The sequence below is a fragment of the Novosphingobium sp. BL-52-GroH genome (assembly GCF_044813085.1).
Lineage (GTDB): Bacteria > Pseudomonadota > Alphaproteobacteria > Sphingomonadales > Sphingomonadaceae > Novosphingobium.
Window position 1 is genome coordinate 89,754 of record NZ_CP171151.1, and the last position, 24,890, is coordinate 114,643.

General features: G+C 63.2%; 26 protein-coding genes. 24 read left to right on the forward strand and 2 right to left on the reverse strand.

The features are described from left to right. Nucleotides 1–117 precede the first annotated feature (117 nt). Nucleotides 118–915 (forward strand): helix-turn-helix domain-containing protein, encoded by a 798-nt coding sequence (locus ACFFDA_RS10470; protein WP_404479063.1) that lies wholly within the window; start codon nucleotides 118–120, stop codon nucleotides 913–915. A 263-nt stretch (nucleotides 916–1,178) separates the two neighbouring features. On the opposite strand, the gene ACFFDA_RS10475 is transcribed toward ACFFDA_RS10470, so the two are convergent. Then, a complete protein-coding gene (locus tag ACFFDA_RS10475) occupies nucleotides 1,179–2,069 on the reverse strand; it encodes a lytic transglycosylase domain-containing protein (protein WP_404479064.1) in 891 nt (296 codons plus the stop codon). A 112-nt stretch (nucleotides 2,070–2,181) separates the two neighbouring features. On the opposite strand from ACFFDA_RS10475, the gene ACFFDA_RS10480 reads away from it, so the two are divergent. Next, a complete protein-coding gene (locus tag ACFFDA_RS10480) occupies nucleotides 2,182–3,474 on the forward strand; it encodes a hypothetical protein (protein WP_404479065.1) in 1,293 nt (430 codons plus the stop codon). Between the two features lie 5 nt (nucleotides 3,475–3,479). Here the strand turns inward: ACFFDA_RS10480 and ACFFDA_RS10485 are convergent, their stop codons facing one another. Continuing rightward, nucleotides 3,480–3,749, reverse strand: coding sequence for a hypothetical protein (locus tag ACFFDA_RS10485; protein WP_142639919.1), 270 nt, complete (start codon nucleotides 3,747–3,749; stop codon nucleotides 3,480–3,482). 224 nt (nucleotides 3,750–3,973) lie between these two features. Here ACFFDA_RS10485 and ACFFDA_RS10490 point away from each other — a divergent pair, with 224 nt between their 5' ends. The 22 genes from ACFFDA_RS10490 (at nucleotide 3,974) to ACFFDA_RS10595 (ending at nucleotide 24,867) form a co-directional block, all read left to right on the forward strand. Next, complete coding sequence (locus ACFFDA_RS10490; RefSeq protein ID WP_404479066.1) at nucleotides 3,974–4,213, forward strand: hypothetical protein; 240 nt, start codon at nucleotides 3,974–3,976, stop codon at nucleotides 4,211–4,213. Continuing rightward, nucleotides 4,210–5,076, forward strand: a complete 867-nt coding sequence (locus tag ACFFDA_RS10495; RefSeq protein ID WP_404479067.1) for a toprim domain-containing protein — start codon at nucleotides 4,210–4,212, stop codon at nucleotides 5,074–5,076. The genes ACFFDA_RS10490 and ACFFDA_RS10495 overlap by 4 nt, the downstream gene beginning before the upstream one ends. Nucleotides 5,077–5,110: 34 nt before the next feature. Next, nucleotides 5,111–9,334 (forward strand): strawberry notch-like NTP hydrolase domain-containing protein, encoded by a 4,224-nt coding sequence (locus ACFFDA_RS10500; protein ID WP_404479068.1) that lies wholly within the window; start codon nucleotides 5,111–5,113, stop codon nucleotides 9,332–9,334. Nucleotides 9,335–9,459: 125 nt separating this feature from the next. Then, a complete protein-coding gene (locus ACFFDA_RS10505) occupies nucleotides 9,460–11,730 on the forward strand; it encodes a ParB/RepB/Spo0J family partition protein (RefSeq protein ID WP_404479070.1) in 2,271 nt (756 codons plus the stop codon). 85 nt (nucleotides 11,731–11,815) lie between these two features. Next, nucleotides 11,816–12,748 (forward strand): ArdC family protein, encoded by a 933-nt coding sequence (locus ACFFDA_RS10510; protein ID WP_404479071.1) that lies wholly within the window; start codon nucleotides 11,816–11,818, stop codon nucleotides 12,746–12,748. 22 nt (nucleotides 12,749–12,770) lie between these two features. Next, nucleotides 12,771–13,415 (forward strand): DUF6927 domain-containing protein, encoded by a 645-nt coding sequence (locus tag ACFFDA_RS10515; protein ID WP_404479072.1) that lies wholly within the window; start codon nucleotides 12,771–12,773, stop codon nucleotides 13,413–13,415. After that, on the forward strand, nucleotides 13,412–13,636 hold the full coding sequence (locus ACFFDA_RS10520; RefSeq protein ID WP_404479073.1) for a hypothetical protein: 225 nt from the start codon (nucleotides 13,412–13,414) through the stop codon (nucleotides 13,634–13,636). The genes ACFFDA_RS10515 and ACFFDA_RS10520 overlap by 4 nt, the downstream gene beginning before the upstream one ends. Continuing rightward, on the forward strand, nucleotides 13,624–13,842 hold the full coding sequence (locus tag ACFFDA_RS10525) for a hypothetical protein (RefSeq protein WP_008832890.1): 219 nt from the start codon (nucleotides 13,624–13,626) through the stop codon (nucleotides 13,840–13,842). Before ACFFDA_RS10520 ends, ACFFDA_RS10525 begins: the two co-directional genes overlap by 13 nt. 42 nt (nucleotides 13,843–13,884) lie before the next feature. Further along, complete coding sequence (locus tag ACFFDA_RS10530; protein ID WP_404479074.1) at nucleotides 13,885–14,490, forward strand: DUF7007 domain-containing protein; 606 nt, start codon at nucleotides 13,885–13,887, stop codon at nucleotides 14,488–14,490. Next, entirely contained in the window at nucleotides 14,487–15,512 is a 1,026-nt protein-coding gene (locus ACFFDA_RS10535) for a hypothetical protein (protein ID WP_404479075.1), read from the forward strand. The genes ACFFDA_RS10530 and ACFFDA_RS10535 overlap by 4 nt, the downstream gene beginning before the upstream one ends. Before the next feature lie 46 nt (nucleotides 15,513–15,558). Further along, complete coding sequence (locus ACFFDA_RS10540) at nucleotides 15,559–15,873, forward strand: hypothetical protein (RefSeq protein WP_404479076.1); 315 nt, start codon at nucleotides 15,559–15,561, stop codon at nucleotides 15,871–15,873. A gap of 71 nt (nucleotides 15,874–15,944) precedes the next feature. After that, nucleotides 15,945–16,382: a hypothetical protein gene (locus tag ACFFDA_RS10545; protein ID WP_404479077.1), complete on the forward strand. Its 438-nt coding sequence runs from the start codon at nucleotides 15,945–15,947 to the stop codon at nucleotides 16,380–16,382. A gap of 86 nt (nucleotides 16,383–16,468) precedes the next feature. Then, nucleotides 16,469–17,140, forward strand: a complete 672-nt coding sequence (locus ACFFDA_RS10550; protein ID WP_404479078.1) for a hypothetical protein — start codon at nucleotides 16,469–16,471, stop codon at nucleotides 17,138–17,140. 11 nt (nucleotides 17,141–17,151) lie between these two features. Beyond that, on the forward strand, nucleotides 17,152–17,451 hold the full coding sequence (locus tag ACFFDA_RS10555; RefSeq protein WP_404479079.1) for a hypothetical protein: 300 nt from the start codon (nucleotides 17,152–17,154) through the stop codon (nucleotides 17,449–17,451). Nucleotides 17,452–17,467: 16 nt separating this feature from the next. Beyond that, nucleotides 17,468–17,977 (forward strand): hypothetical protein, encoded by a 510-nt coding sequence (locus ACFFDA_RS10560; protein WP_404479081.1) that lies wholly within the window; start codon nucleotides 17,468–17,470, stop codon nucleotides 17,975–17,977. Nucleotides 17,978–18,032: 55 nt separating this feature from the next. Continuing rightward, complete coding sequence (locus tag ACFFDA_RS10565; protein ID WP_404479082.1) at nucleotides 18,033–18,260, forward strand: DNA-binding protein; 228 nt, start codon at nucleotides 18,033–18,035, stop codon at nucleotides 18,258–18,260. Continuing rightward, nucleotides 18,244–18,510, forward strand: coding sequence for a type II toxin-antitoxin system RelE/ParE family toxin (locus ACFFDA_RS10570; protein WP_008833434.1), 267 nt, complete (start codon nucleotides 18,244–18,246; stop codon nucleotides 18,508–18,510). Before ACFFDA_RS10565 ends, ACFFDA_RS10570 begins: the two co-directional genes overlap by 17 nt. 77 nt (nucleotides 18,511–18,587) lie before the next feature. After that, the gene (locus ACFFDA_RS10575) at nucleotides 18,588–19,094 is read left to right on the forward strand and encodes a hypothetical protein (protein ID WP_404479083.1); all 507 of its coding nucleotides are present in this window, start codon (nucleotides 18,588–18,590) and stop codon (nucleotides 19,092–19,094) included. 57 nt (nucleotides 19,095–19,151) lie between these two features. Next, on the forward strand, nucleotides 19,152–19,892 hold the full coding sequence (locus tag ACFFDA_RS10580) for a hypothetical protein (protein ID WP_404479084.1): 741 nt from the start codon (nucleotides 19,152–19,154) through the stop codon (nucleotides 19,890–19,892). Between the two features lie 4 nt (nucleotides 19,893–19,896). Beyond that, a complete protein-coding gene (locus ACFFDA_RS10585) occupies nucleotides 19,897–21,027 on the forward strand; it encodes a phosphoadenosine phosphosulfate reductase family protein (RefSeq protein WP_404479086.1) in 1,131 nt (376 codons plus the stop codon). Between the two features lie 24 nt (nucleotides 21,028–21,051). Next, nucleotides 21,052–22,389: a hypothetical protein gene (locus ACFFDA_RS10590; protein ID WP_404479087.1), complete on the forward strand. Its 1,338-nt coding sequence runs from the start codon at nucleotides 21,052–21,054 to the stop codon at nucleotides 22,387–22,389. 474 nt (nucleotides 22,390–22,863) lie between these two features. Further along, entirely contained in the window at nucleotides 22,864–24,867 is a 2,004-nt protein-coding gene (locus tag ACFFDA_RS10595) for a serine hydrolase domain-containing protein (protein WP_404479088.1), read from the forward strand. Nucleotides 24,868–24,890: the final 23 nt, after the last annotated feature.

A 24,890-nucleotide genomic window follows, 5' to 3' on the forward strand; every position in this document is an offset into this window, starting at 1 on the left:
CTAACGGTCTACCAGTACAAGACCCGACATAACCGATCCCGGTCCCCGATGCAAGGATGCGCGTTCTGCGCCAAGGAACGTCTTTGCCTGGTCCAGCCTCCTTCAAGGAGGATGACGATGGGGATCTATGCAGTCGGTGATACGGCACAAAGTGTGCTGTCCGGTGTCCCTGTAAATACGAAGAAATCCCGTTCCGACGCGAAGCATCGCACCGGGGCGCCTGTAAGGGCGGGCAGCCTCGAGGCGAACACCTTCGAAGAAACCTTCTTCCACGTGCCGAGCAAGGGCGAGCCCGATCGCATGCTGGCCAAGGCCAAATATGCGCTCGACGCCGGCAGGAAGATGTTGCGCGAGCACAAGGCCGGGCTACGGACCCTCACTGCCTCAGAGAGGCTGCTCACAACCCTCACGGCCTCGGCCGTGCGCATCTACGAAGAGTTGACCAAGCTCGCGCGCCTGTGTGCCGGGAAAATCTATCCCAGCTATGACCATCTTGTTGAAGCAACAGGGCTTGGCCGTTCGACTGTCAGACGCGCTCTTGCTGTCCTTGAAGCCATCGGCTTCATCATCCGGCAGCGACGGTTCAAACGGGTTGAAGCCGAAGGCCCTGGACCTCGTTTCAAGCAGACTTCCAACGTCTATCGCGTTCTCACACCCAAGAGCGTCGCTCGTTATACGCCTCGCTGGATGCGCTCTGCGCCGCTCCCCGTCGACGATGACTGGCGGCGTTCCGACGAAGCCGAGCAGGTCAGCGCCATGGTCGCGTCCCTCTCATGCAAGGAGTTCGCAAAGATGTCCGTAGGCGGTGTCCTTGGTGGCGTCCTCGCCCAGCTTGGGGCTGCGATGGACAACAACGAAGAGCGAGAACGCAAGGCATCCGGGAGGGCAAAGGCAGGCTTTCCCTGTGCTTCATAGCGCGAGGTTCATTATGGAGCTCAACCGCTACCCTATTTTTTTGTAGAAGGGAAAATGGAGTTGGCCTAAGTCGGCCAACGCACCGATCTGACGATCCAAGGCCGCATCAACAGCTCACTCAGGAAACCCACGCACAAAGCCGCACCCTCAGGAGTGTCGGCTACGCCGCCACGTGCTCCCAGGGGGAGCATGCGACTTCTTCCGCTCTCTTTTCGCGCCCTCGCGCTAAACGAAGGGTTGGAAAGGCGCGAAATTTACAGGGATCAGAATGCCGATACCGCGACAGTGCGGCCTTTGAGCTCAGGCACGAAACCGGCCCGTTGCTGTACCGCACCATATCCACGAAGCCGCGACCAATTATCGAGGATGGTCGCCACGTAGCCCTGCGTTTCCCTGATCCGCGGAACAACCCCGCCCTTAACCCGGCCCGGCCCGGCGTTATAGGCCGCCAGTGCCAGATGCACCTGCCCGAACGTGTCGAGCTGGGTCCGCAGATAACGGGCGCCGCCGCGCAGGTTCTGGACGGGATCATAGGGGTTAACCCCAAGCTGGGCCGCAGTCCCCGGCATCAGTTGCGCCAGGCCGTAGGCTTTCATCTTCGAGATCGCTGCCGGATTATACCGGCTCTCCTGAATGATCATCGCGTCAAACAGCCCGGTCGAAATGCCGTGTTCGCAGGCGATTGCACTCATCATTCCATAATAGGCGGCGCGGCGCGCCTCTGCATCCGGCTTCAGAAAGCCCGCCGGACGATAGGGAATGGCGGCGCATCCCGGCGTGTAAGGCACTGCAGCAAGCGCGGGATATTGCCCTTTCATCCATCCTGGCACCGCGATCGAGGAAACCGGTGCAACCCCGGCCGCCGCCAGATCATACCAGGCTGCAAGCTCGCCCTGGCCCACTGCCGGCGCAGAAAACTCCTGCCCCATCTGGTACTCAACATAGCGGCGCGACAGATCATGGACGCGGAACGCCTCGGGAATACCCGCGTCAGATCCAGCAGCCGGCATTACCGGCGAGACGTCCGCCTCCGGCACAGGCTGCCCCATGACGACAAGCTCCACCTTGCGCGTCGTTTTTACTTCGCCCGCGCTCACACTATTGGGAACGATGCAAAGTAACGCGATCAGTCCCGATGCTCGATGTACACGCATATGAACCCTCCAAAGCCTTGATAAGAGAATTGGAGTTCACCGCCTTTGCCCTTGTCAACGCCGCCAAGCTCACGAACACTTTTTTAGAAAAAGGCTTTGGAAGGCTTCCAGCATGTGGCTCGTCCCCCGCGACACCAACGGCAAAGGCTCAAATCGCATCCCTCTACCCCCCGATCTGCGCGCGGCGCTGATCCGATGGTACGTCGGCAAAGGCACGGTCCACGACGAACAGGCCGGCATCACGCTCGTCCAGCAGGCCCGGATCGGGCACAGGTGGATCGCCTGCGACTGTCTGGGCGCCGACAAGGCTCCCGCCATCCTGACGCCGGCCTTTCTCTCCGAGGCAGAAACATACTATCTGCGCCGACTCACCAGTTCGAAGCGGCCCGAGCATCTGCCCGACTGCCCGTTCTTCCGCGACCAGGTGACGATCCGCATCAGCGAGGTACGCTCGCGATCGACGCCGCTCGAGCCACCCTCAGGCTTCTTCGAGGTGCTTAAACCCGCGCCGGAGAAATTGGCGCAGCGCCCCGAGGACGATTCCAACGACGATCGCACCCGACAGGCCTCGATCCCGAGGCTGGCCCGATTGCTCTGGCGCCTCATGGCCGCTGCCGGCGTCAACCGCATTGCTCCGCTCGCCTATCGGGAGGAATGGTCGATCCGGCATGAGTTCGCGGCGCTCACCAGAGCGGCGGGGCTGATCGAGATCGCGCCGGGAATCCAGCTGGAGAAAGCCTTCTGGACCCACCCGAAGCCCCTGCAGGCGCGCGCCGTCTACGCCACGCTGCGCGCGCTGGAGGACAGATGGCCCCGCGACCATGCGCCGCAAGGCTTTGTCCTTCTCTATGCCAAGGGCATTCATGGACAGGAAATCACGCTGCCGGACGGCGACACCGTGACGATCGCTAACCGCATCCAGTCGCCATCGGTGCGCGGCAACCCGATTGCGGGTCCGTTCCTGGTCATCATCGTCGTCGGCAAATATCCCGAGGCCAAAGGATACGCGCCGCTGCGCGCCTATGCCCAGCCCATCCTCAATGGGCGCCTGTTCGCGCCGGTCGATTCCGATTTCGAGCGCGACGTTTTCCGAACCATCCTGCGCACCCAGCAGGAATTGCACGGCCGCGGCATCGACCTCGCGATCGACAAACCGGTTTTCGACACGCTGACACCCGATGGGCCGTGTCGCCCGGATTTCCTGATCGAGGCAAGATCACGCGAGACCGGCGAGATCCGCAATCTTGTCGTCGAGGCCATGGGCTTCAAAACCGAGGAGTACGAGGCGAGCAAGGCCATCACGCATCCACGCATGGCGCATCTTGGGCAAATCGTGACCATCGACCGGCAGGACGATGACGCTCACACGGGACGGCGCGCGCTTCTTCGAGGGCTCGGCCTTTGAGGCCGTCAGCGCCAGGAAAGGCTGGCCGCAAAATATCCGATGATGCCAAGCGTCACTGGCGTCGAGAGCAGATAGAGTTTCTGCCAGCGCCACCATATCCGGGGCAGCAGCAACGCAGCACCTTTGACGCTGCGCGCGTCCTGCCAGATCCGATCGTTCCAGATGCCGTGCAGCGCGACCGAGACCGACAGGACCATGGCAATCGCACAGCACAGGCTGGTCGCGAGGTAAATGGCCATCCAGTTGGCGATCTCGAGAGGCGTGAACTGTGACATCTATCCTTCCGCTATACCTGTAATTTTCTACCAGGGCATCCGATTCCGAAACCTACATTCTTACAGGTAAATCGATAATATCGTTGGACTATCAAGTATTTTCACAGACAAATGCGGCAAGAGTGGAGAGGGAAGAGAGGGAGTGGACCGAGCAGATCGGCCAAACGCCCTTCAACCATAAGCAGCTGCCTTATCGCGCATCTGCGTCATGGAGGTAACTCCCCATGGAACGCTTTGTTCTCTTCATCAGCGAGCCGGGATCTGATGACATCGTAGACATTCACCCCAGCAAGCCGGCGGCCGAAAGCGCGCTTGTCGACTATGTGCGCGCCCGCTCCGCCACCATCGGCTTGCCTGCGCATCCTGACGACGATCGGGCGGTGGCCTCCTATTTCCAGAACAGCGAAGCCATTTACGCGATCGCGCGTGTCATGCCGCTGGCCAAACCGGGCAACGATCAATGACTATCGTCGCCCGTCGCCCCTCGCAGAAGCTCATCGACATCGTCGGCACCCTGCGCGGCACCTGGCACGGCACCCGGGCCATGTGCCGCTGCCCGGCCCATGATGACCACGAGCCCAGCCTGTCCCTCCGCCAGGGGGATCGCGGCATCCTCGTGACCTGCTTTGCCGGTTGCGATTCCATCGACGTGCTGCGCGAACTCGATCGCATCGCCATCACGCGCAACTACGAGCCGCCGCCAGACAACGTGCGCGCCGGCACCGCGAATATCGAGCGGCTCTGGTCGCAGGCGCAGTCCGTCCCGGGCACGCTCGGCGAACGTTATCTAGGGTCGCGATTCCTGCTTCCCGTTCCCGGTGACGTGCGCTTTCATCCGCGCTGCCCGCATGGCGCAAAGCCCAATACCGTTTTCAAGCCTGCCTTGCTGATCGCGGTGCGCGAAGGTCAGCGCCTTGTCGCCCTGCAGCGGATTTTCCTCGATCCCGAAACCACGCGCTACACCGCCAAGGCGACCATCGGTTCGCTTGGCATGGGCGCATGGCGCGGGGGCGGTATCGGCCCCACCATCGGCCTTGCCGAAGGCTTCGAGACAGCCCGCGCGTGGAGCCGGATCAACAACCTTCCGTGCTGGGCGACCCTCGGTTCGCGCAGGTTCGGCCTGGTGACGATCCCCGACAGCGTGAACGAACTGATCCTGGCAGGCGATTACGATACGGCGGGGCGCCGTGCCGTAAACCGGGCATCGCACCGCTACGCCCATGACAACCGTGTGATCCGGGTCGATTTCCCAAAGGGCTTCAAGGATTGGGCCCAGGCGCTCGAAGCCCTCGAGACGCAGAAGAGTGGAGGGGGAGGGGAAGGGTGATCTGCCGTTCGGCAGAGAGCCCAAGGAGACCCCCATGCGCGACCTTCTCGATCTCACGCACGCCAATGATGCGCCGGCGGCGCGCACGATCGCCGCCCTTCTCGCCACCAATGCCGCCATCTCCCGCCGCCAGCTGAATGACGCCATGGTGCAGGCGTTCGGCGGCAGCGACGCGGACGGGCGTTGGACCCAGCGCGACAGCTTCGAGATGCTCGAGCATGGCCTGGCCCTTCATCTCGCAAGCGACGGCCATCGCATCAACGCCCCTGCAGACATCGCCATTTCGTCCGCGCTGATGCAGCGCCTGCCGACCCAGACCGTGCGCAGCGAGGAACAGATCGAGCTGCAGCAGTTCTCGACCCCCGCCGACATCGCGGCGATGGCCGTGCTGCTCGCGTCGATCGGCGCCGACGACGTCGTCCTCGAGCCGAGCGCCGGAAACGGCCTTCTGATCGCCCAGGCCCCGCGCGGCCGCGTCCTTCAGCTCAACGAAATCGACCCGCGCCGCCGCGAACGGCTCGCGCACATCTTCCCCGATGCGACGATTACCGGCCAGGATGGCGCGGCGCTAGTCGCCCTTCACGCGGATCTCCCGCGCCCGAGCGTCGTGCTCATGAACCCGCCGTTCTCGCGCAGCATGGGCCGCGGCGCCGATGACCTGGCGGCGCTGCGCCATCTGCAGGCGGCAATCAAGCGGGTCAGCCCAGGCGGACGCGTCGTCGCCATCATGCCCGACTGGTTCACGCCCTGCGCGCGCCTGCGCACTGCCTACGAAGCGATCCTGAGCGGCTGCACGGTGCGCTCCTCGCTTCGCCTCGAGCACTGCTATCGCAAGCACGGCACCAACATTGCGGTTCGCCTCTATGTCATTGACAAGATCGCCGGCGACCTCATGCCCGCCGTCATCGAGCGCGCAGCCGTCCTCGACTTCCTTGATGCCGTCGAAATCCCCGCGCGCATCAAGCTGCAGCCCACAGCCGATCTTGCCGCTCGCGTCGCGCCCGCGAAGCCCACTTCGCTGTTCGGCGCCGTGCGCAAGACCAAGGTGGCCGCGCCGCGCCCCTATCACGCGCCCAAGGCCAATGCGGTCCTGCCCGTCGGCTATCGCAAGCTGGACACCCCGGCACCGCTGGCCGAACAGGTCGGCGTCTACCTGCCGTACCGGCCAAGCCGCATCGTCTTCGACGCTGCAGGAGAGCACCCCACCGCGCTCGTTGAGTCGGTCGCCATGGGCTCGATCCCGGCGCCGATTCCCGATCACATCCCCCATCTGCCCGAGCGCACCGTCAGCGAGCGGCTCCTCTCCTCGTCCCAGCTCGAAACCGTCGTCTATGCCGGCCACGCCTGGAACCAGACGCTGCCGGGCACCTTCAAGCCCGCCAAGGAAGGGGTCGGCCTCGTTGTCGATGCCGAAGGCCGCAAGTACCGCAAGGGCTTCTTCCTGGGCGATGGCACCGGCGCGGGTAAGGGGCGCCAGATCGCTGCCTGTATCCTCGACAACAAGCTGCAGGGCCGCCGCCGCCACATCTTCGTCACCAAGAACGAGCCCCTGCTCGAGGACATCCGCCGGGACGTCACCGCGCTTGGCGGTCTGTCGGCCGACGTGCAGCCGCTTTCGAACTGGAAGATCGGCCAGCCCATCACGCTCGAAGAGGGCACCTTGTTCGTCACGTATCCGGGGCTGCGATCAGGACGCTCTGACGCAACGCGCCTACAGCAGATCCTCGATTGGGCCGGACCCGACTTCGACGGCGTGATCGCTTTCGACGAAGCCCACGAAATGGGCGGTGTCGCGGGCGGCGAGGGCGCCCTTGGCAAGACCGAAGGCTCCCAGCAGGGCATCTGCGGCGTCCTCCTGCAGAACCACCTTCCCGATGCGCGCGTGCTCTATGCGTCCGCCACCGGGGCTTCCGACGTCAACAACCTGGCCTATGCCGTGCGCCTCGGCCTCTGGGGACCGGAAACCTCCTTCCCCGACCGGGAATCCTTCATCTCCAACATCCGTCAGGGCGGCATCGCGGCGATGGAACTGGTGGCCCGTGACCTGAAGGCGCTCGGGCTCTACACGGCGCGCGCGCTCAGTTTCGCGGGCGTCGAATACGAAGTGCTGCGCCACGAGCTGACGCCTGCCCAGATCGAGATCTACGACACCTATTGCCGGGCATGGCAAGTCATCAACACCAAGCTTGCCGCCGCGCTCGAGGCGACAAACGTGGTCGACGCCCTCGAGGGCAAGACGCTCAACTCCGGCGCGAAGGCTGCCGCCCGCTCGCGTCTGGAAGGGACGCGCCAGCGTTTCTTCGGCCAGGTGCTGCTCTCAATGAAGCTGCCCACCGTGATCGCGGCGATCGAGGGGCACCTGAAGCAGGATCATTCGGTGGTCGTCCAGCTGGTGACGACGGCGGAGGCCATCCTCGACAGGCGCCTCTCCGAGATGACGGCCGAGGAACGCGCCGAGCCCCAGATCGAGTTGTCGCCCACCGACCAGATCGTCGATTACCTCAAGCGCGCCTTCCCGACCCACCAGATGGAGGTCTTCAAGGACGACACCGGCGCCCTGCATTCCCGGCCCATGCGCGACGAGGACGGCAACCCAGTCCACAATCCCGAAGCCATGGCCGCGCGCGACAACCTGATCGAGCATCTGTGCGCGCTGCCACCCATCAAGTCCGGCCTCGATGCGCTCATCGAGCATTTCGGCCCCGATCGCATCGCTGAAGTCACCGGGCGTTCCAAGCGCCTGATCACCGGCCCGGACGGTCGGCAGAAGGTCGAGAGCCGCACTGCGCGCACCAGTCAGGCCGAGGCCAGCGCCTTCATGAACGATCAGAAGAAAGTGCTCGTCTTCTCCGATGCCGGCGGCACGGGCCGGTCTTACCATGCCAGCCTCGAGGCGGTGAACCAGGACCGGCGTGCCCATCTCCTGCTCGAACCGGGCTGGCGCGCTGATCGGGCCATTCAGGGGCTCGGCCGAACGCACCGTACCCATCAGGCATCGACGCCGCTGTTCCGTCCCGTCACCACCGACTGCAAGGGAGAACTGCGCTTCACCTCGACGATCGCGCGGCGCCTCGACAGCCTTGGCGCCCTCACGCGCGGGCAGCGCCAGACCGGCGGGCAGGGCCTGTTCGATCCCGCCGATAACCTCGAAAGCGAGTACGCCCGCGACGCCCTCGTGTCCTGGTTCCACCTTCTGTATCTCGGCAAGCTCAAGAGCACCAACATGACCGAGTTCGTGGATTTGAGCGGGCTGGAGATCACTGATGGCGACGGCGTCCTGAAGGAAGATCTGCCGCCAATCCAGCGCTGGCTCAACCGCCTGCTGGCCCTGCCGATCGCGCTGCAGAACAAGATCTTCGAGGAATACCTCACCCTCGTTGAAACTCGCGTCGCCGCAGCGCGCGAGGCCGGCACCCTTGATGTCGGCGTCGAGACGATCACGGCCGACAGCGCCCGCGTCATCAGCGACACGATCCTGCGGACCGATGCCGGCACCGGCGCCACCACGCACCTTCTCACGATCGAGATCGCGCGGCGCAAGAACCCTATTTCGCTCGAGCGCATCCTCGACATGGTCCGCTGGCGGGACAATCCCGCTTTCGTGCTGAATGCCAAGTCGGGCCGCGTCGCGCTGCGCTGCCGGGCAAACGCCTGGATGGACGATGAGGGTGAGCCGATCCTTCGCATCGAGCTGCAGCGGCCCTGCAGCCGCAAATCCATGCGCGAGGCGGATCTATTCGAGACGGCGTGGGAAGAGATCGACGAAGAGACCTTCCGGGCGAAGTGGCAGGCCGAAGTCGATGAAGCAGCCGAGCAGCTGGACACCGAGACGGTGCGCCTCGCAACCGGCCTTCTCCTGCCGATCTGGTCGGCGCTCCCTTCCGATCATCTCGCCGTCAATCGGATCGTCGACAAGAATGGCAACAGCTGGCTTGGCCGTATCGTCTTCGAGCACAGCATCGTCGACCTCTTCACCAAGCTGGGCCTTGCGAGCAGTGAGGAAATGCCCGTCGAAGCCATCACCAATGCCGTCCTCGCCGGGCGCAGCGTCCAGGTGACGCGCCCGTTCCCGATGGCCTTCAAGCGCTCACATGTGAACGGCAACACGCGTATCGAGATCGTCGACGCCCCGGCATCGCAGCTTGCATGGCTCAAGTCTCTCGGGGCCTTCACCGAGATCATCCAGTACCGAACCCGCGTCTTCATCCCCGTCGCGCAGGCCGTGGTCATCATCACCGAAATCCTCAAGCCCTCCTGACCATCTGCGCCTCTTCATCCTGATCGGACCCGAGCCCCATTGCAGCCGGGTCGGTCAGGAGAGGGGGAGGGGGAGGGGAAGGGTGTCCGTGAATTGGCCGGACGATGAGAAGAAGGTGTTTTACCATGATCCAGACCGTCAAGCTCGCGAAGCTGGTCCTGTCCGACATCAACGTGCGCACCCGCGGCGAAGACCTGATCGAACAGTTCGCCGCCGACATTTCCGCGCGCGGCATTCTGCAGAATCTGGTCGTAGCCTCGGTGAAGAAGCCCCGCGGTTCCTACGGTGTCATCGCCGGCAGCCGCCGCTTTCGTGCCCTGAAGCTGCTCGCCGAGCGCGGCGAGATCAATGAAGCCGAATACGACGTACCGGTCCTCATCCTCACCGGCAGCAACGACGAGCTTTCCGAAGCCTCGCTCGCCGAAAACTTCCATCACCTCAATATGTCGCCTGCCGACGAATGCCGCGCCTTCCAGCACTGCCTCGGCCAGGGCGGCGACATCGACGCCGTCGCCAAGCGCTTTGGCATCACCCGCCGTTTCGTCGAAGGCCGCCTGCGCCTCGCCAATCTCGCCGAGCCGATCTTCGAGGCCCTGAGATCGTCCGAGATGACGCTCGACATGGCCAAGGCTTATGCTTCGACCGAGAGCCATGAGCGCCAGCTGATGGTCTGGAATAGCTACGGCGCCAACAGCGACTACGTAAGCGCCGACACCATACGCCGCGTCATCGCCAACGAATCCATGAAATCGACCGACCCCGTTGCGCGTCTCGTCGGCGAGGAAGCCTACACGGCCGCAGGCGGTAAAGTTGATCGCGACCTCTTCAGCGACAACGGCGATCGCTGGACCAACCCCGAGATCGCCCAGACACTCGCAGCGGCCGCCATGGAGGCCGAAGCCAAGCGCATCGGCGAAGAACGCGGCCTCGCCTGGATTCGCCCGGTCGCCTCGAACTCCGCCTGGGAAGTTGCGCGCGGCCTGTTCCACGTCCACCTGCCGAGCTTGCCGCTGAGCGAGGCACAGACCACCCGCATCAGCGAGATCGAAGCGCGCCTCAGCATCGTCAGCCTCGAGATGGAAAACGAGGAACTGGAGGAAGAAGCCTGGCAGGCCCTCGATGCCGAACAAGATGCTCTCAACGACAAACTCCGCGATGCCGGTCGCCGCGAAAAAATCCTTCCCCCCGAACTCGCGCCTCGTGTTGGCCTGTTCCTGACGCTCTCGCAAGACGGGACCATGCAACTCGGCGACACCTATTACAGCGAGGCGCCGCTTAGTGTCACCATGGTCGAACCCGACGAAGGCGACGACGACGCGGACGAAACGGGCGAAGGCGATGCCGAGGACGAAACTGTCGGCGATGCAGCGCCGCGCACCCCAACCTTCCGCATCGAGGAAGGCGAGACCGGGACCATCACCGGCAATATTAAGGATGTGGCACCCGATGAGGCTGCCCCTGGCGGCAAGGCGCTCAGCCAGGTTCTCCTCGATCAACTCTCGGTGCAGCGCCGCGACGTTCTGGGCGCTTCGATGATCGCCAATCCCTCGCTGGCGCTCGATTACATGCTGTTCGTCATGGCCGACGAACGCACCGGCGACGGCGATGTCAGCGGCACCAGCATCCGCGCCTCGCACCCTGACGATCCGGTACGCTACGATGCCTACCCCAAGTCGGTCGCGCACGACTACCTTGCCGAAGTGCGCGAAGGGCTCGACGCCTCCTGGAAGGAGCACAAGGACAAGATCGCGCGCTTCGATGCCTTCCGCGCGCTTAGCGACGACACCAAGGCCGCCTGGCTCGCGTGGATCGTGGCGAAGTCCTTCAAAGCGAAGGAGCCCTACACCACTCGGCAGAACGCCCTGCAAAACCACCTTGCCGGTATGCTCGAGATCGATGTTGCCAAGTGGTGGCGCCCGACCTCGGAGAATTTCTTCGACCGCGTTCCCAAGGGCGCGCTGCTCACGCTGCTCGACGAAGTGGGCGGTCCCGCCCTCTCGGGCCGCCATGCGAGCCAGAAGAAGGGCGAAATCTCGACGTCTTGCGAGAAGCTGTTCGCCGGCGACGCGGTGATCGAGGCCGACGTCAAGGAAAAGGCACTGGCCTGGGTGCCCGCCGCAATGCGCTTCACCCCCGCCGAGACGACCGATCAGGACGAGGGCGACGAAGCCGGGGAGACCGGTGAGGCGAACGCACCTGACGAAGCCGAAGACGATCTGGCCAGCCTGATTGGCGAAGCCCTTGCGGGGCCCGACGACGGCGATGACGGCGAGAACGTCTCGATCGACGACGAGCATACCAGCGAGGGGGACGACGATCAGCAGATCGATGACGGATCGCCGGCAGTCTACGGCGACGACGACGCCGTCAGCCAGTGGGCAGAAGCGGCCGAATAACCCCGATCCATAAAGGTTCCACCGCCGACGCCTCCCCCCAGAGACGCCGACGGTGGAACCATTTTGCTATCTGGAGGAATGCTTCATGTCCACTAAGCCCCGTAATTCGCGCGACATCGCGCGCCAAGTCACCAATGCCATCGTTTCCCGGCTCGAGGCCGGCACAACCCCGTGGACCCGCTCCTGGTCGCTGACCGGGGAGGGCGGCCGACCGCTCCGCCATGAAGGCACTCCGTACAACGGCATCAACTGCCTCTGGCTCTGGACGATCGCTGACGCGCGTGGCTACCGCAGCCGCTACTGGATGACGGCCCGCCAGGCCGAGGAACTCGGCGCGCATGTGCGCCGCAAGGCCGATCCATCCATGTCGATCTACGCCTCCAGCTTCCGCAAGGCAGGGCAGCCGGGATTGCTGGGCGAGGCCACCGGCCAGCTGATCCGCTTCCTGCGCCACTACATCGTCTACAATGCAGACGAGATCGAGGGCCTGCCCGATTACTACTACGCCCGCGACGTGCCCCCAACCCCGAGCCTGCTATCGCAGCGCCAGGACGCGATCGATACATTCTTCGCGGCGATCCCTGCCAGGGTTCACCACGGCGGCGACGAGGCGTATTACAGCCCGCTCGGCGACTACATCCAGCTTCCCCGCCCCGGTAGCTTCAGATCGGGTGACGCCTTCGCTTCCACGAGGGCACACGAAAGTGCTCATTGGAGCGGCTCCAAGGACCGGCTCAATCGCACTTTCGGCAAGCGTTTCGGTGACGACGCATATGCCGTCGAGGAACTTTGTGCCGAACTGACAGCAAGTTACGTTTGCGCCGACCTCGGCTTGCCGACCGAGCTGCACGACAGCCACGCCAGTTACCTTGCGCACTGGATCAAGGTGCTCCGCGCCGACCACAGCGCCATCTTCACCGCCTCGGCCAAAGCCGAGCAAGCATTCAACTATCTGCGCGCCTTCAGCCTTGCCGAGGCGAACGCGCTTGCCGGCGATGCCCTGAAGGCCGCGGCATGACTTCCATTAAGGAGACATCACCATGGGCTGGCTCTTCATGAACAGGCACCACATGGGCGGGCACGCTACGCCCAAGTCCTATCTCGACGCCCAGTTCACCTTCATCAATGCGCCGGACGACAACGGAATCGCGCGCGGCGCTCGCGTCCTTGCCTCGTCCTGCCCCGGCAACCGGGTCTGGTACGCAGCAGTGCAATATTCCGAAAACGGCGTGCCGACCGAGGTCATCGCCATGGTCTGCCTCGTGAAGTGGAACCCGAGGGACAAGGAGGCAATGCACTTCGGCTACAAGGACATGAGTGAAGGCATGGGCCCTTGCGAGGCAGAAGCACCCGAGAACATCCTTCGCCTGCTCACGCCGACCACCAACGAGAATGCTCTCGACTGGCGCCGCCGATGCCTCGCACGCCTGCAAAAGCGTTCCCGAAAGATCGTCGACGGCATGCGCGTCAAATTCCCGCAGGCGATCACATTCACGGACGGCTTTGCCGGCGACGAGTTCACCGTCATCAAGCGGGGCGCGACCATCACCTTCCGGCCTGTCGGTAAATACGGGCACTATCGCATTCGCAATTTCCGTGACCTGGAATGGTCGATCGTCCCGGAAACGAAGGTCCACCGAACGGTCTTCGCCCCCCGCCCATCCGCTGCGATGCCCCCGCCATGAGCGGGGCATCCACCCTCTCGCCGCTGCGGGCACGGCTCTGCAGCCGCGAGAATGCCATCCGCGTCGCACAGCGCATGATGCAGGCCGGAATCGCGGTCATGATCGCCCCCGGCGATGACCTGCAGCCCTGGCGCGTGATCGAGCGCACTGACCTGTCGGCAAACGAGGTCGCCGCGCGCATTGCCCTCAAGAAACAGGAGGACTTGAGATGCCCCGCCTGAAGCCCGCCACACCGCGTTCCAAGCAACAAATCGACGACGCCCTGAAACTCATGCGCCGTGCCCGCGGCCTCTTGCGCGAGGCCGGGGCCTCAAAGGCCGCTGGCCGCCTTCACAGTGCCATCAACAGCGCCGAGGGCGCTCGGCGGCACTGCGAGCGGCGCCCCGTCGTCCAGAACATGGCGACCTGGCTCTCTGAGGCTGAATGAGGGGAGCGGGAAGGAGGGAGCGAACGATGAAGGAGAACACACATGCCCGCATTCGCTTCCTCCCCCGCACCGGAGATGACCCGCTGGGGCAAGCCCGTCACTACCACGCAGCGCCTCCCCGGCATCTGGCGCGTCGTGACCCCGTCACATGGCGGCTTTGTCCTGTCCGAGACACGCCAGGCCGCCATGCCCGAGGCGCTGCGTCTGGATGAACCCGAGTACGAGCATGACGTTGACTGGTCGCTCGTGATCGTGGCCTTCCAGACCGAATTTGCCGCTGCCGGAGATCCGCTCTTCGACATCGAACTTTCGCTTGCCACCAGCACCGTCAAAAGCTGGCGGCCCGAGCGATGGGAAGCCTATGCCGGCGAGGCCGTAGAACCGCGTCAGAGCCATGTCAGGCGCGAGCGCGAAGCGTTCGAGGCACGCATCGGCAAGGTCGTCGTGACCACCGCCTATGGCGATTGGGCCGATTGGGTGCCGAGCGGCAAGGTCGGCGTGTTTGGCTACCGGCTCGCCAGCGTCGATCATCTGGCCCGTCCGACATACGCCGACCCCATTTTCAAGGCGCTCGTGGACAAAGCCCGTTACGATGAGCGCGCCAGCGTCATCAGCTTCGACGAACTCGACGCCGAGATCCTGCCATGACGATCGAGGTGATCGTCGGCCTGCCCCATCTCAATGAAGGGCCAATCCTTCAGCGCGCGCGCATCATGCAGCAGCCCATGCTGATTTCCGCGAACTGCCTGTCGCGCTGGCGCACCGCATCAGGGGGCTGGCGCGAATGGCGAGGCTGGCGCACCGGCCAACTCGGCAACGCCCACGGGCTCAGAAGTCTCGACCTCGACAGCGCGGGCTATGTCCTGATGTCCAGATATGGCGGCTATCCATGGTCGATCGCCGACTACATGGCTCTAGCCGCATCCTATCCGTTCCGGCGCTTCGCGGCCGCTGACTATTGCTGCGAGGCCGAGATCGCCGCCGATCGCGCCGAAGTCCTCGACCGTATCGCCCGCACCGTGGCGACGAACCGCGAATGCCGATCACGCGCGCATGACCTCGGCATCATTGACCGATTCATGCCCGTCCTTCAGGGGCGCTATCCAGAGGACTATGAGCGCTGCGCCGAAATGCTGGCGTGGTCGATGAATCCCGGCACGATCGTCGGTGTCGGCTCCATGTGTCGCCGCGACATCCATGGCCCTGACGGATTGATCGCCGTTGTTGCGCACCTCGACGCGGTGCTGCCCAACCCTGGCCCCCGTCTCCACCTCTTCGGCGTGAAGGGAGCCGCCATCCCCTTCCTTCAGCCCTACGCGCATCGCGTAGCCTCTCTCGATTCCCAGGCTTGGGGCGCGGCCGCGCGGCGCGATGCCCGGCGCCGGCAGGTCTCGAAGACAGATGCCTTTGCGGCCGACCACATGGAGAGATGGACCATCGCCCAGCTCGATCGACTGCGCGAGCCCCATCGCCCGCTCACGATCACGATAGAACCGGCACCTTCACAAATTCCATCTGATCCATGGGAAGCCGCCATCCAGCAAGCACAGGCGGAGATCCGCGCGCTTATAGAAACCGGCGATCTGGCCCACGATGAAGTAACCACTGGCTGGATCGAGACGTGGGCGGCCGACATCTACCGCGCTCGCCCCAGCATAGCTTGCCTATAGCTTCAATTCATTTCCTCGCATACGCTTCACCCCGAAGGAGATCGTCATGACTGCCATCAATATCGATCACACCAGCGCCGCCGCCGCTCTCACTCGCCTGATCGAGGTCGCCAAATCGGACACCGGGCAGTCGGCCAAGGTGGCGAACTTCCTGTTGGCATGGTGGACCGCTGATGAGGACAATTCTTTCCGCATTTCTGATATCTTTGGCCTCGATCGCCAGATAGGAATCGATATCGCAACAATCATTGGCTTCATCGCCAACTATCCAGGTGCGGTGTATGCGGATGTTTTCGGGGAGCGCGATGCCATGAGCGATTTGATCACCCTGTGGGGCGTCAGTAAGCGCGCAACGGCCTGAAATCCGGATCGTGGCCAAGAGAAAAGAGGGAGTGTTCTCAGCGCGAAATTCTTCGCGAGAGGAGTCACTCCATGCCCGACTGCTACATCATGACCAGCGAGAACCCGCGTCCTCAATCCTATATTGCCGAGGCTGCGGACCAGAGGCAGGCGCTCGCCGCATACCAGCGGACTGACCCGACGGCCTACCTTCTCGACTGCGATGAATACTGGAAGGCCGAAGTCGCCCGCACGCTCGCGAAATTCCCGCTGACCCGCGTCACTGAGCGTTTCTACACCCACATGCTGGGCGTCCTCCCCCCGATCTACAGCCGCTTCAACCCCGGTTGGTTTGTCGGTGAAGCCGTCGTTGAGCGCGTCTACACGCAGTTCATCGAGCACAACGGCCGTTTCTACGCGGGCTATGCCAATCTTGGACCCGGCGGCAGGCGATGGCAAATCGCCGACATCGAGGCGCTCGAGGCCACCGGCACGGCCACCGAGGTCGACTGGTTCCCCTCCGAGACCTGAAACAGCCCAGGGGCCGAGGCCGCAGAGGAGAGGGGGAAGGGAGGATCGAGCGCGGGAATGCGCTCGGTCTGACCCGGAGCCCTACCATGACCTACGACGTCCCGTTCCGTCACATGCAGGCGATCGACCCCAGCAGCCTCACGACCGTTACCGCGACCCTTCATGCCCTCAACAGGGCGATGGAAGACTGCCGTATCGCCGGTGTCGATCCCGACCATGACCCGGCAATCGCGCTCCTCGCGCGCCATTTCGCGGCCGTCACGTCGGACCGTGCCGATGATGACAGCCTGCGTTTCGCCTGCAGCTGCCGCGTCATCGAACTCGAACGCTTTCCGGCACTTCTCACCCTGGCCGTGCGCGGAGTGGCCCATGACCGCGTTGCCAAAGAGCTATTCCACAAGGACGGTGCCAAGGCCATGAAGGCGCTCGCGATGGAAATCGGCCCGGCCCCCGGCAGCTACACCATCAGCTCCACGCCCAGCGATCCCGCGATCGCAGGATATGTCGCGCTGTCGAGCGATGACATTTCGATCATGCTCAGCGTCGGCCCGCTCCATGAGGGCAACGAGGTGCAATACTTCGCCAAACGCGGTACTGCAGCCGGTCAGAAACTGCGCTTTGCGCCTATGCGCGACTTTGTGCGCCGAACCCGCTTTGCCGCGCGCATCCGCCGTGATCTGCGCCTCGATACCATCGTGCCCTCGCCCGCACCCATCGAACCCCACACGCAGGCGCCGCGCGAGCCCATCGCCGCTTAGGGAGACATCCCATGCTCACCACACATCAGGTTCTCGATCTCGTTCGCAGCGATGCCGCCCGGATCGAACGCTTCACCCAGCGCCGCGAGGTTTTCCTCGATGCGCTGGACTGGACAATGCTCACTTGTGAACAGGTCCATGAAGCTGCCATGCTGGACTTCATGCTGGAAGATGACCTTGCCGAAGCCCTCCAGCGGGTTTCCATGGCGGAAAGCCTCGCCGCCATGGGCATGCCCCTTGTCCCTGCCTTCATCCGCTACAATCCATTCCCGCGCCCCTGGCATGTGGAATGGCTCGCGCTGGCGAATTGAACGGAGATCCTCCCTCATGAGCCGTTACGATTTTCCCGGAAAAGGCGTGGCGAGCAGCGTCGCCATCGGATGGGACCGGCCTTTGGCCACCTTCTTCGTCCAGGTCATGCAGCCCCATCCCCGCATCGACGGCGAGGAAGCCACATACATCTGGAAGGGCGCTGCCCCCGGCGAACTTCCCACCGCAGCGGCCGCAATCACGGTCGCTGCCGAATATGCCAATCTGCCCAAGGATCTTGGCGCGACGCTGGAGACTGATCGCCTGAAGACCCTCGGCACATTCGATGGGCCTGCCCAGGAGGCTGCGAAGCCCTTCATCCAGGCATCGCCTCCGCCGATCCACACCGAGGCCGAAGCCCGCGAGGCCGGTTACACGCGCGCCGTCATCGCGGACAGTACCCACCATACCCTCGAATTGCTGATCGAACCTGAAGCCGACCTCGATGACACTTTCCTGGCCTTCGACCGCGGGGCGAACGAGATGCTTCATGTGCATGGCTGGAACTTCACCATCGAGCCGGAGTGACGTGGCAACAATCATGTGATAGAGTGAATACACGTATTCAATCGGAGACAGTGCCATGGCGACGTCAGTACGCCTTGCCCCTGAAGTAGAGCAGCGCCTCGATCATCTCGCGAGCGCCACCGGGCGCACCAAGGCATATTACCTGCGCGAAATTATCGAACGCGGCCTTGAGGACATGGAAGACATCTACCTCTCCGACAAGGTGCTCGAGGACATTCGTGCTGGCCGCGAAACCACAAGTTCCCTCGAGGACGTGGAGGAGCGCCTTGGCCTGGCAGATTGAACTGTCATCCAGCGCCGAAAAATCCCTCTCCAAGCTCGATCGCCAGACCGCTAAGCGGATCATAACCTTCCTGCGCGAGCGGGTTGCATCCAGTGACGATCCCCGCGCATCTGGAAAGGCATTGACCGGACCATTGGCGGGACGTTGGCGCTACCGCGTTGGAGACTACCGGATTGTCTGCGAGATCGAGGATGGCAGGCTTGTCGTGCTTGTGCTGACCGTTGGCCACCGAAGCGGCGTTTACCGCTGACCCCCCAGGCGATCCGTAACCCATAGAGATGAGGGGGAAGGGAACAGGCGATCCATTGAGGATCGACGGAGGTTCCCTTGTCCTACACCATCGACATTGGCGCAGCGCCCGCGAACGCCGACTGCGCCCAGCTTGGCCAGACTCCCGACTTCGAGCGGGTCAATCGCTTCGAGATCGACGCTTATCGGATCAGCATCATCGCCATCCATGGCCTTCCTCCGCAGGGATGCCGCCTCACCAGCAAGCCTAACCGGCATGATTTCGGCACCTATCGTACTCTCGTCCTGCACATCGACGATGAAGACGATCCTGCCGTCGCCGCCTACGCCGAGGCCGTAGAAGACGGGCTCGGCTCCTGGATCGAGGCTGCGATTGCCTGTCCTGTCGAATATGACGGCAACGTCGCCTCCATTCCCCGGCCCGAACTCGACGAAGTGACGATCGGCGCGCTGCTGACCACGCGCCCAGGCGCCAACGGTCGTTTCGCGATCCCCGCATTCGAGACGATCCACACCAACCTTTCGGCCGCATTCCCCAAGCTCGCCGAGACCGCCCGCGCGCGTCTCCCCGGCGATGCTGCCTGACCATTCAGGAGATCCATCATGGCAAACAATTACCTCTCCAGTTCCTTCATCCTCGAGATGACCGCCGAGGATGCCGAAATGGTCAGGCTGGCGCAGGATGCCAGTGTCATTCTCGAGTTTTACGCTGGCGATAGCCCTCGAGACATCGAGTACAAAAAGCTCGGCCCACGCTTCGCCGCTCTCTTGCCGCCCAAGGACGGGGACGATTTCGGGAGTTTTCTCGACCTCTTCGACGATCGCGATTTCCCGTCGTTCGACTGCAGCATCGTCATCAGCGAAGTCGATGCCGAGGGACACTGCAAAGTCAGCTTCAGCGGCAACCAGTTCGGCGTCGATCAGGTGGCAAACCTGATCTTCACCGCCTGCAAATCCGCACTCCCTTGCGCATTCTCATGGGCGCACACCTGCGATGCCTTGCGGCCAGACGAATTTGGTGGCGGCTGCGTCATCATCACCGAAGCCGGGATCGATTTTCACAGCACCACCGGCATCATCGGCCGCGTTCTCGGAACGGGCGCCGGTCCTTCCGAGACACCCAAGCCGGTCTTCGACCCCGCCCTTGTAACCATCGAGCAGAAGCGCTTCAGCGTCACCCAATGGGAGATCCTGGTCTGCTACAACGGGCAGCGCATCGAACAGTACGGCGACAAGATCGAGCTGGTCGGCAAGGAATACAGAGGACACCCGCGCGAAATGTGGATGGCGGTCGCCTACCGCGAAGCGATCGCGCGTGACCTCGCCAGCAGGCTTCCCGTCGTCGAGGAAGCGGCGATCACCACCCATCTGACGTTCCACTGATCCCATGCTGCATCAGCATCTGCAGCCTGCCGGCACCGCGCCGGCAGGACTGTCTTCGCTCGTCCTGCCTGCCGAGATCCGCGCCGCGATCGAGGCCGGTGCCTGGATCGTCTTCAACGTCTCGGGCGGCAAGGATTCCTCGGCCGCGATGTTCGCCGTCTCGATCGTGCTGGATCAGCTCTGCCATCCCCGAAACCGTCGCCTGGTTATCCATGCCGACCTCGGCCGCGCCGAATGGGAGAGCACGCCCGCCATGGTCGAACGGCTCGCAGCACTTGCGGATCTACCGCTCTGCGTCGTGCGCCGTAACGCCGGCGACCTGTTCGACCGCTGGGCACAGCGCTTCGAGAACGGCAAGCGCCGCTACGAGGCCCTCGAAACCTACAACCTGATCGGTCCATGGTCCTCGGCTTCGCTGCGCTTCTGCACCTCCGAGGCCAAGGCCCATGTCATCGGCCCGCACCTGGCGCGCACACTGCGCGGCGAGACCATCATCAACGTCCTTGGCATCCGCCGTGATGAAAGCACCGCGCGGTCCAAAGCCCCGGAATGGAAGGATGACACGCGCTATGCCGGTGTCGGCAATGCCCATGGCACGCGCATGATGCTCTGGCATCCCATCGTCGAATGGACGACGGCCGAAGTCTTCGCCGCACACCGCCATCTCGGCATCCCGCTTCACGAAGCCTATACCTGCTACTCCAGTTCGCGGCTTTCTTGCCGTTTCTGCGTGCTGCAGTCGATCGCCGACGCCCGCGCATCGGCCAGCGCTCCCGCCAACCGCGATGCACTGATCCACCTGTGCGACCTCGAGGCGACGTCGACGTTCTCGTTTCAACCGGCACGCTGGCTTGCGGACACCGCACCTGATCTCTTGCCGCCCGACCTGCAGATCCGCATCGCGGCCGCCAAGATCGACGCGCAGCGGCGCCGCGAGGCCGAGGGCGCGATGCCCAAGGGTCTGCGATACGTCAGGGGGTGGCCGCCGCGCCTGCCGACATTGCCCGAGGCCGCGGCCATTACCGAGGCCCGCGCGCCGATCCTCGCGCGCCACCAGCTTGCCAACCGCTTTCCGACCGCCCGCGCCGTGCGGGACCGCTTTGCCGATCTCATGGAGCAGCGCCGCGCTGCCTGACCTCCCTTACGAAAGGAAACTGTCATGGCCCTTATCACTGACCTTCCCATCATGACCCGAGCTGACGCTGTCGCGATTGGTTTCGCCGGGTTCAATGACGTCCCGCACAAGCCCATCGACGTTCCCGATGGTGAGTTCACGATCACCGCAAAAACAAGCGACGGCCGCCGCGTGACCTTCTGCTTCATGCCCGATCGCGAACGAAGCCCAGCAGGATTCGTAGATATTCAGTACCATGATGCCGGGACGAAGTGCGCCAATGCCAATGGCGGACATTCGCCCACCTTCAACGCATTCGGCATCGGGCGGGGTGGCCGCCATATCCTCGATTCCCGCCCTCTGGATGAAGCGGATCGCCCCTCCATTCTGGTGCTGATGCTCGACAAGGCCGAGCCAAAGTCCTCGCCCCGCGCAAAAGCGCGCGACGCAGGCGGGCGCCGCGAAGTCTCGTGGTCGTTCGGCGAAGGCACGATCTTCCCCGGCTACACCGATGACCGTGAATGGAACGGCTTCCTCAACATCAGCGTGGCCGAACATACCTGGCCGCATGTTCGCGCCGAACTGCTTTCGAGTGCCGACGGTGACCGCGAGTTGATCGCATCCGTCAAGGCGCTGAAGGCTGAGGGTGGCTTTGTTTCGCTGGCCTTCGGCTACACCACTCACGAAGTCGAAACCCGGTGGGCTTTGCAATTCCCTGACTATCCCATTGCCAGCATGCCGCCCATTCCGGGGAACTGGACCGACAAGAGCTGGCGCAACGACACCAAGCCCAGCTTCGAAGTCTGCACCGGGCCGATGGGTGAGCTGGTCGAAATGTGGATCGACTATCCCGAGCCTGCGCTCCGCGAAATCGCAGGCGAGCCGCGCTTCGGCCTCTATCGCCGCAATGCCGAAGACGAGCTTGAGGCGATCTACACCGGCGAGAATCACGCCGAGGCTATGGAGCACGCCAACCGCGAAACGCTTGCATGCGCCTTCGCCAAGGCTCTCGCCCACCAACTGACGCCTGAAGAATGGCAGACCATGCGCCTCACCAACCAGACGATCACGCCGGGGTGCTGCGCGTCGCACGATCACCTCGATGTCAACATGGTCATGCTGGCCGTGTGGCTCACCTATCGCGGCGATCAGCTGATCGCCCGCGGCGCGATCACGGACATCGGTGATGACCTAGATCACGTCAACGCGGCATGGACGATCGCCAGAGAGCGCTACATGACCGCCAGCGCCGAAGGCGAACGCTTCGACCTGTGGCGCTGCACCGGCATCACCGTACCCGACCTGGCAGCCGCCGGTTGCGAGATGGGCGACAACGAACCCTGCATCCGGCCTGGCCGTCTCTACGAACCCGGCCACATCTAACTGGATGAAGAGAAGGGCCTGATCGTCACCGTCGGAAATTCGATCCGCACCTTCGAACACCAGATCGAGGCCGAAGGCCATCTCTGGCGCGCCTATGCGTCTTCCGAGTTCACTGCCCGGCCCGGGGGCGTTACATAAACGGGCACGGAGATGCGCTAGCGACCGCTGGCGTCGGCAACACCTGTTTTCCGTGCACTCGCGGCAGACTGCCTGGGCCGGTAGGCGACCATCCGGTTTGGAGCCGGGGTGCGGGGATAGCCGACGCTCGCGCGAGGCGGGTGCCGACCAGACCCGGTCGTTCCCAATTTGCCAGAAGAACGGCGGGTTACGCCGCCAGCGGTCCTTCGCCTGGCCATGGTTGACGGGGGAATCAATGTCCGCTTGCAGGCGGTTACTGCCTGACCGCTTGTTGGGGTCTGATTCACCCATCATAGCCTAGTCGGACTACAGATCCTTGGATGAGGTTTGTGCGCAATGAGACAAATTCAGTCGGCACTCACATTTGGAATAGTGGCCTGCGCCATACTCTCATTCCCTTGCGGAGCACTGGCGCAAGGGAAAGCTGTTAAATCTGACGATCCTGGCTTAAAGACCGGCGATATTTCTGGTTCGTCCCCCCAACCGGCCCAATTCAGCGTGCCCGATGGATGGAGCGTCGAGCGGCGCGAGGAAGCCACCATCCTTCGGCCCGCCGAACAGACCAACTTCATTGCCATCGTCGAAGTTGGCGCGCAGCCAGATGCAGCTGTGGCCGCTGCAGCGGCGTGGAAGGTGCTTGGTCCCACACAACCTTGGCCCGTTCGCCTTGTATCAAATCGCGCCGGGCGAGACGGGTGGGAAGCGAGTGCCATCGTCGACTATCAAGTTCCCCCATCCCTGCATACGGTGGTTGTGGCTGCGCCCCACCTGAGCAAGGGCCGGTGGACCGTGCTGATACAGAGCTCCGCGGAGGACGTCGCTGAGCGACGCGGTGCGGCCTTTGGTTCAGTCTGGGATACGCTACAGCCCGCTGGCTATGTCAGGGAGAGCTTCGCAGGCCGTAATGCTCACAAGCTGGATGCGAAGCGCGTGCACACCATTAAGGCGTTTGTGTCTGACGCCATGAAACGGCTCGAGATCCCGGGTGTCGCCCTGGCTCTGATCCAGAATAAGAAGATCGTTTACGAAGGTGGTTTCGGCGTCCGCGAGGTCGGACGATCAGATCAGATCAATATGCATACCCGATTCCTTGTCGCATCCAACACGAAGGGCATGACGACTTTGCTTCTCGCCAAGCTCGTTGATGAGGGGCGTCTGTCTTGGGATCAGCCGGTCGCCAGCGCTTATGCAGACTTCAGGTTGGGGGATCCTGACCTCACATCCAAAGTGCTTGTCAGGCAGCTGGTTTGCGCTTGCACTGGGCTTCCGAGGCGAGACTTCGAATGGGCTTTCGGCCGATCTCGCGAAACGCCAGCGTCAATTGTGTTCAGTGAACTGGCGACGACCAACCCCACGAGTGGCTTTGGCTCGACCTTTCAGTACAGCAACACGCTGGCAGCGGCTGCAGGCTATGTCGCGGGGCATGTGCTGTATCCCGACAAGGAGATCGGAACCGCCTACGATCGTGCAATGCAAGATAAGGTCTTCAGGCCTTTGGGTATGACAGACACGACCTTCTCGACCGATATCGCTTTGTCAGGTGATCATGCTTCACCGCACGGAGAGAACCTTAGGGGCTCGACCGTTCCGGCCGATCTGGCATTTGAGTATCTTATCGCCCCTTACCGGCCGGCGGGCGGCGCTTGGTCCTCTGCGCATGATATGGCCCTGTATGTCAGGAACGAGCTTCTCACTGGTGCCTCCCCAGAGGGGCCGTCGCTGTTTTCTCGAACAAATATGTTGGAACGACGAAAGCCGGGCGTGCCGATCGGCAAGAATAGCCGGTATGGATTAGGCTTGGTCGAAGACACTAGCTGGGGGGTACCCGTATACCACCACGGCGGTGGCATGCCTGGCTACCAGACAGATTTGCTCTTCATTCCCGACGCGGGCATCGGGGCCGTGCTTCTAACCAATTCAAACAGTGGCAGCCGTATGGTAGCACCGTTTATGCGAAGGCTGCTCGAGGTTCTTTATGACTGTATTCCTCAAGCGGAAGGTGATCTGGCGAGCGCTGCCACCATGCGGCTCGGTCAGTTGCGGCAACTCAGAGCCGATTTAACTACCCCGCCAGATGACGGCCATTTGGGAAGGGAGTATATCAGTCCCGAGCTGGGCCGCATAATCGTGCGATCCGTTGATGAACGACGCATTTTCCAGTTCCCGGGGTGGGAGAGCGAGGTCGCATCCAAGCGCAATTCAGATGGGACTACGTCCTACGTAACGATCGCGCCTGCAAACAGTGGGTATGAGTTTACGGCAAACCCCGGGCCGGGGGCACAGCCGCTTGTAATCCGGGATGGCCAGCATGAGTACCGCTATACAAACACGAAAGACTAGCTCGCCTTTGTCCCCTTCCCGGT

Excerpts from the sequence above, each read along its gene's own strand:
- ACFFDA_RS10505 (WP_404479070.1), top strand. The coding sequence starts at position 9,460 with ATGATCCAGACCGTCAAGCTCGCGAAGCTGGTCCTGTCCGACATCAAC.
- ACFFDA_RS10540 (WP_404479076.1), top strand. The coding sequence starts at position 15,559 with ATGACTGCCATCAATATCGATCACACCAGCGCCGCCGCCGCTCTCACT.
- ACFFDA_RS10500 (WP_404479068.1), top strand. The coding sequence starts at position 5,111 with ATGCGCGACCTTCTCGATCTCACGCACGCCAATGATGCGCCGGCGGCG.
- ACFFDA_RS10545 (WP_404479077.1), top strand. The coding sequence starts at position 15,945 with ATGCCCGACTGCTACATCATGACCAGCGAGAACCCGCGTCCTCAATCC.
- ACFFDA_RS10490 (WP_404479066.1), top strand. The coding sequence starts at position 3,974 with ATGGAACGCTTTGTTCTCTTCATCAGCGAGCCGGGATCTGATGACATC.
- ACFFDA_RS10525 (WP_008832890.1), top strand. The coding sequence starts at position 13,624 with ATGCCCCGCCTGAAGCCCGCCACACCGCGTTCCAAGCAACAAATCGAC.
- ACFFDA_RS10530 (WP_404479074.1), top strand. The coding sequence starts at position 13,885 with ATGCCCGCATTCGCTTCCTCCCCCGCACCGGAGATGACCCGCTGGGGC.
- ACFFDA_RS10550 (WP_404479078.1), top strand. The coding sequence starts at position 16,469 with ATGACCTACGACGTCCCGTTCCGTCACATGCAGGCGATCGACCCCAGC.
- ACFFDA_RS10510 (WP_404479071.1), top strand. The coding sequence starts at position 11,816 with ATGTCCACTAAGCCCCGTAATTCGCGCGACATCGCGCGCCAAGTCACC.
- ACFFDA_RS10480 (WP_404479065.1), top strand. The coding sequence starts at position 2,182 with ATGTGGCTCGTCCCCCGCGACACCAACGGCAAAGGCTCAAATCGCATC.
- ACFFDA_RS10560 (WP_404479081.1), top strand. The coding sequence starts at position 17,468 with ATGAGCCGTTACGATTTTCCCGGAAAAGGCGTGGCGAGCAGCGTCGCC.
- ACFFDA_RS10555 (WP_404479079.1), top strand. The coding sequence starts at position 17,152 with ATGCTCACCACACATCAGGTTCTCGATCTCGTTCGCAGCGATGCCGCC.
- ACFFDA_RS10580 (WP_404479084.1), top strand. The coding sequence starts at position 19,152 with ATGACCGCCGAGGATGCCGAAATGGTCAGGCTGGCGCAGGATGCCAGT.
- ACFFDA_RS10565 (WP_404479082.1), top strand. The coding sequence starts at position 18,033 with ATGGCGACGTCAGTACGCCTTGCCCCTGAAGTAGAGCAGCGCCTCGAT.
- ACFFDA_RS10520 (WP_404479073.1), top strand. The coding sequence starts at position 13,412 with ATGAGCGGGGCATCCACCCTCTCGCCGCTGCGGGCACGGCTCTGCAGC.
- ACFFDA_RS10595 (WP_404479088.1), top strand. The coding sequence starts at position 22,864 with ATGAGACAAATTCAGTCGGCACTCACATTTGGAATAGTGGCCTGCGCC.
- ACFFDA_RS10535 (WP_404479075.1), top strand. The coding sequence starts at position 14,487 with ATGACGATCGAGGTGATCGTCGGCCTGCCCCATCTCAATGAAGGGCCA.
- ACFFDA_RS10585 (WP_404479086.1), top strand. The coding sequence starts at position 19,897 with ATGCTGCATCAGCATCTGCAGCCTGCCGGCACCGCGCCGGCAGGACTG.
- ACFFDA_RS10485 (WP_142639919.1), bottom strand. The coding sequence starts at position 3,749 with ATGTCACAGTTCACGCCTCTCGAGATCGCCAACTGGATGGCCATTTAC.
- ACFFDA_RS10515 (WP_404479072.1), top strand. The coding sequence starts at position 12,771 with ATGGGCTGGCTCTTCATGAACAGGCACCACATGGGCGGGCACGCTACG.
- ACFFDA_RS10590 (WP_404479087.1), top strand. The coding sequence starts at position 21,052 with ATGGCCCTTATCACTGACCTTCCCATCATGACCCGAGCTGACGCTGTC.
- ACFFDA_RS10495 (WP_404479067.1), top strand. The coding sequence starts at position 4,210 with ATGACTATCGTCGCCCGTCGCCCCTCGCAGAAGCTCATCGACATCGTC.
- ACFFDA_RS10470 (WP_404479063.1), top strand. The coding sequence starts at position 118 with ATGGGGATCTATGCAGTCGGTGATACGGCACAAAGTGTGCTGTCCGGT.
- ACFFDA_RS10475 (WP_404479064.1), bottom strand. The coding sequence starts at position 2,069 with ATGCGTGTACATCGAGCATCGGGACTGATCGCGTTACTTTGCATCGTT.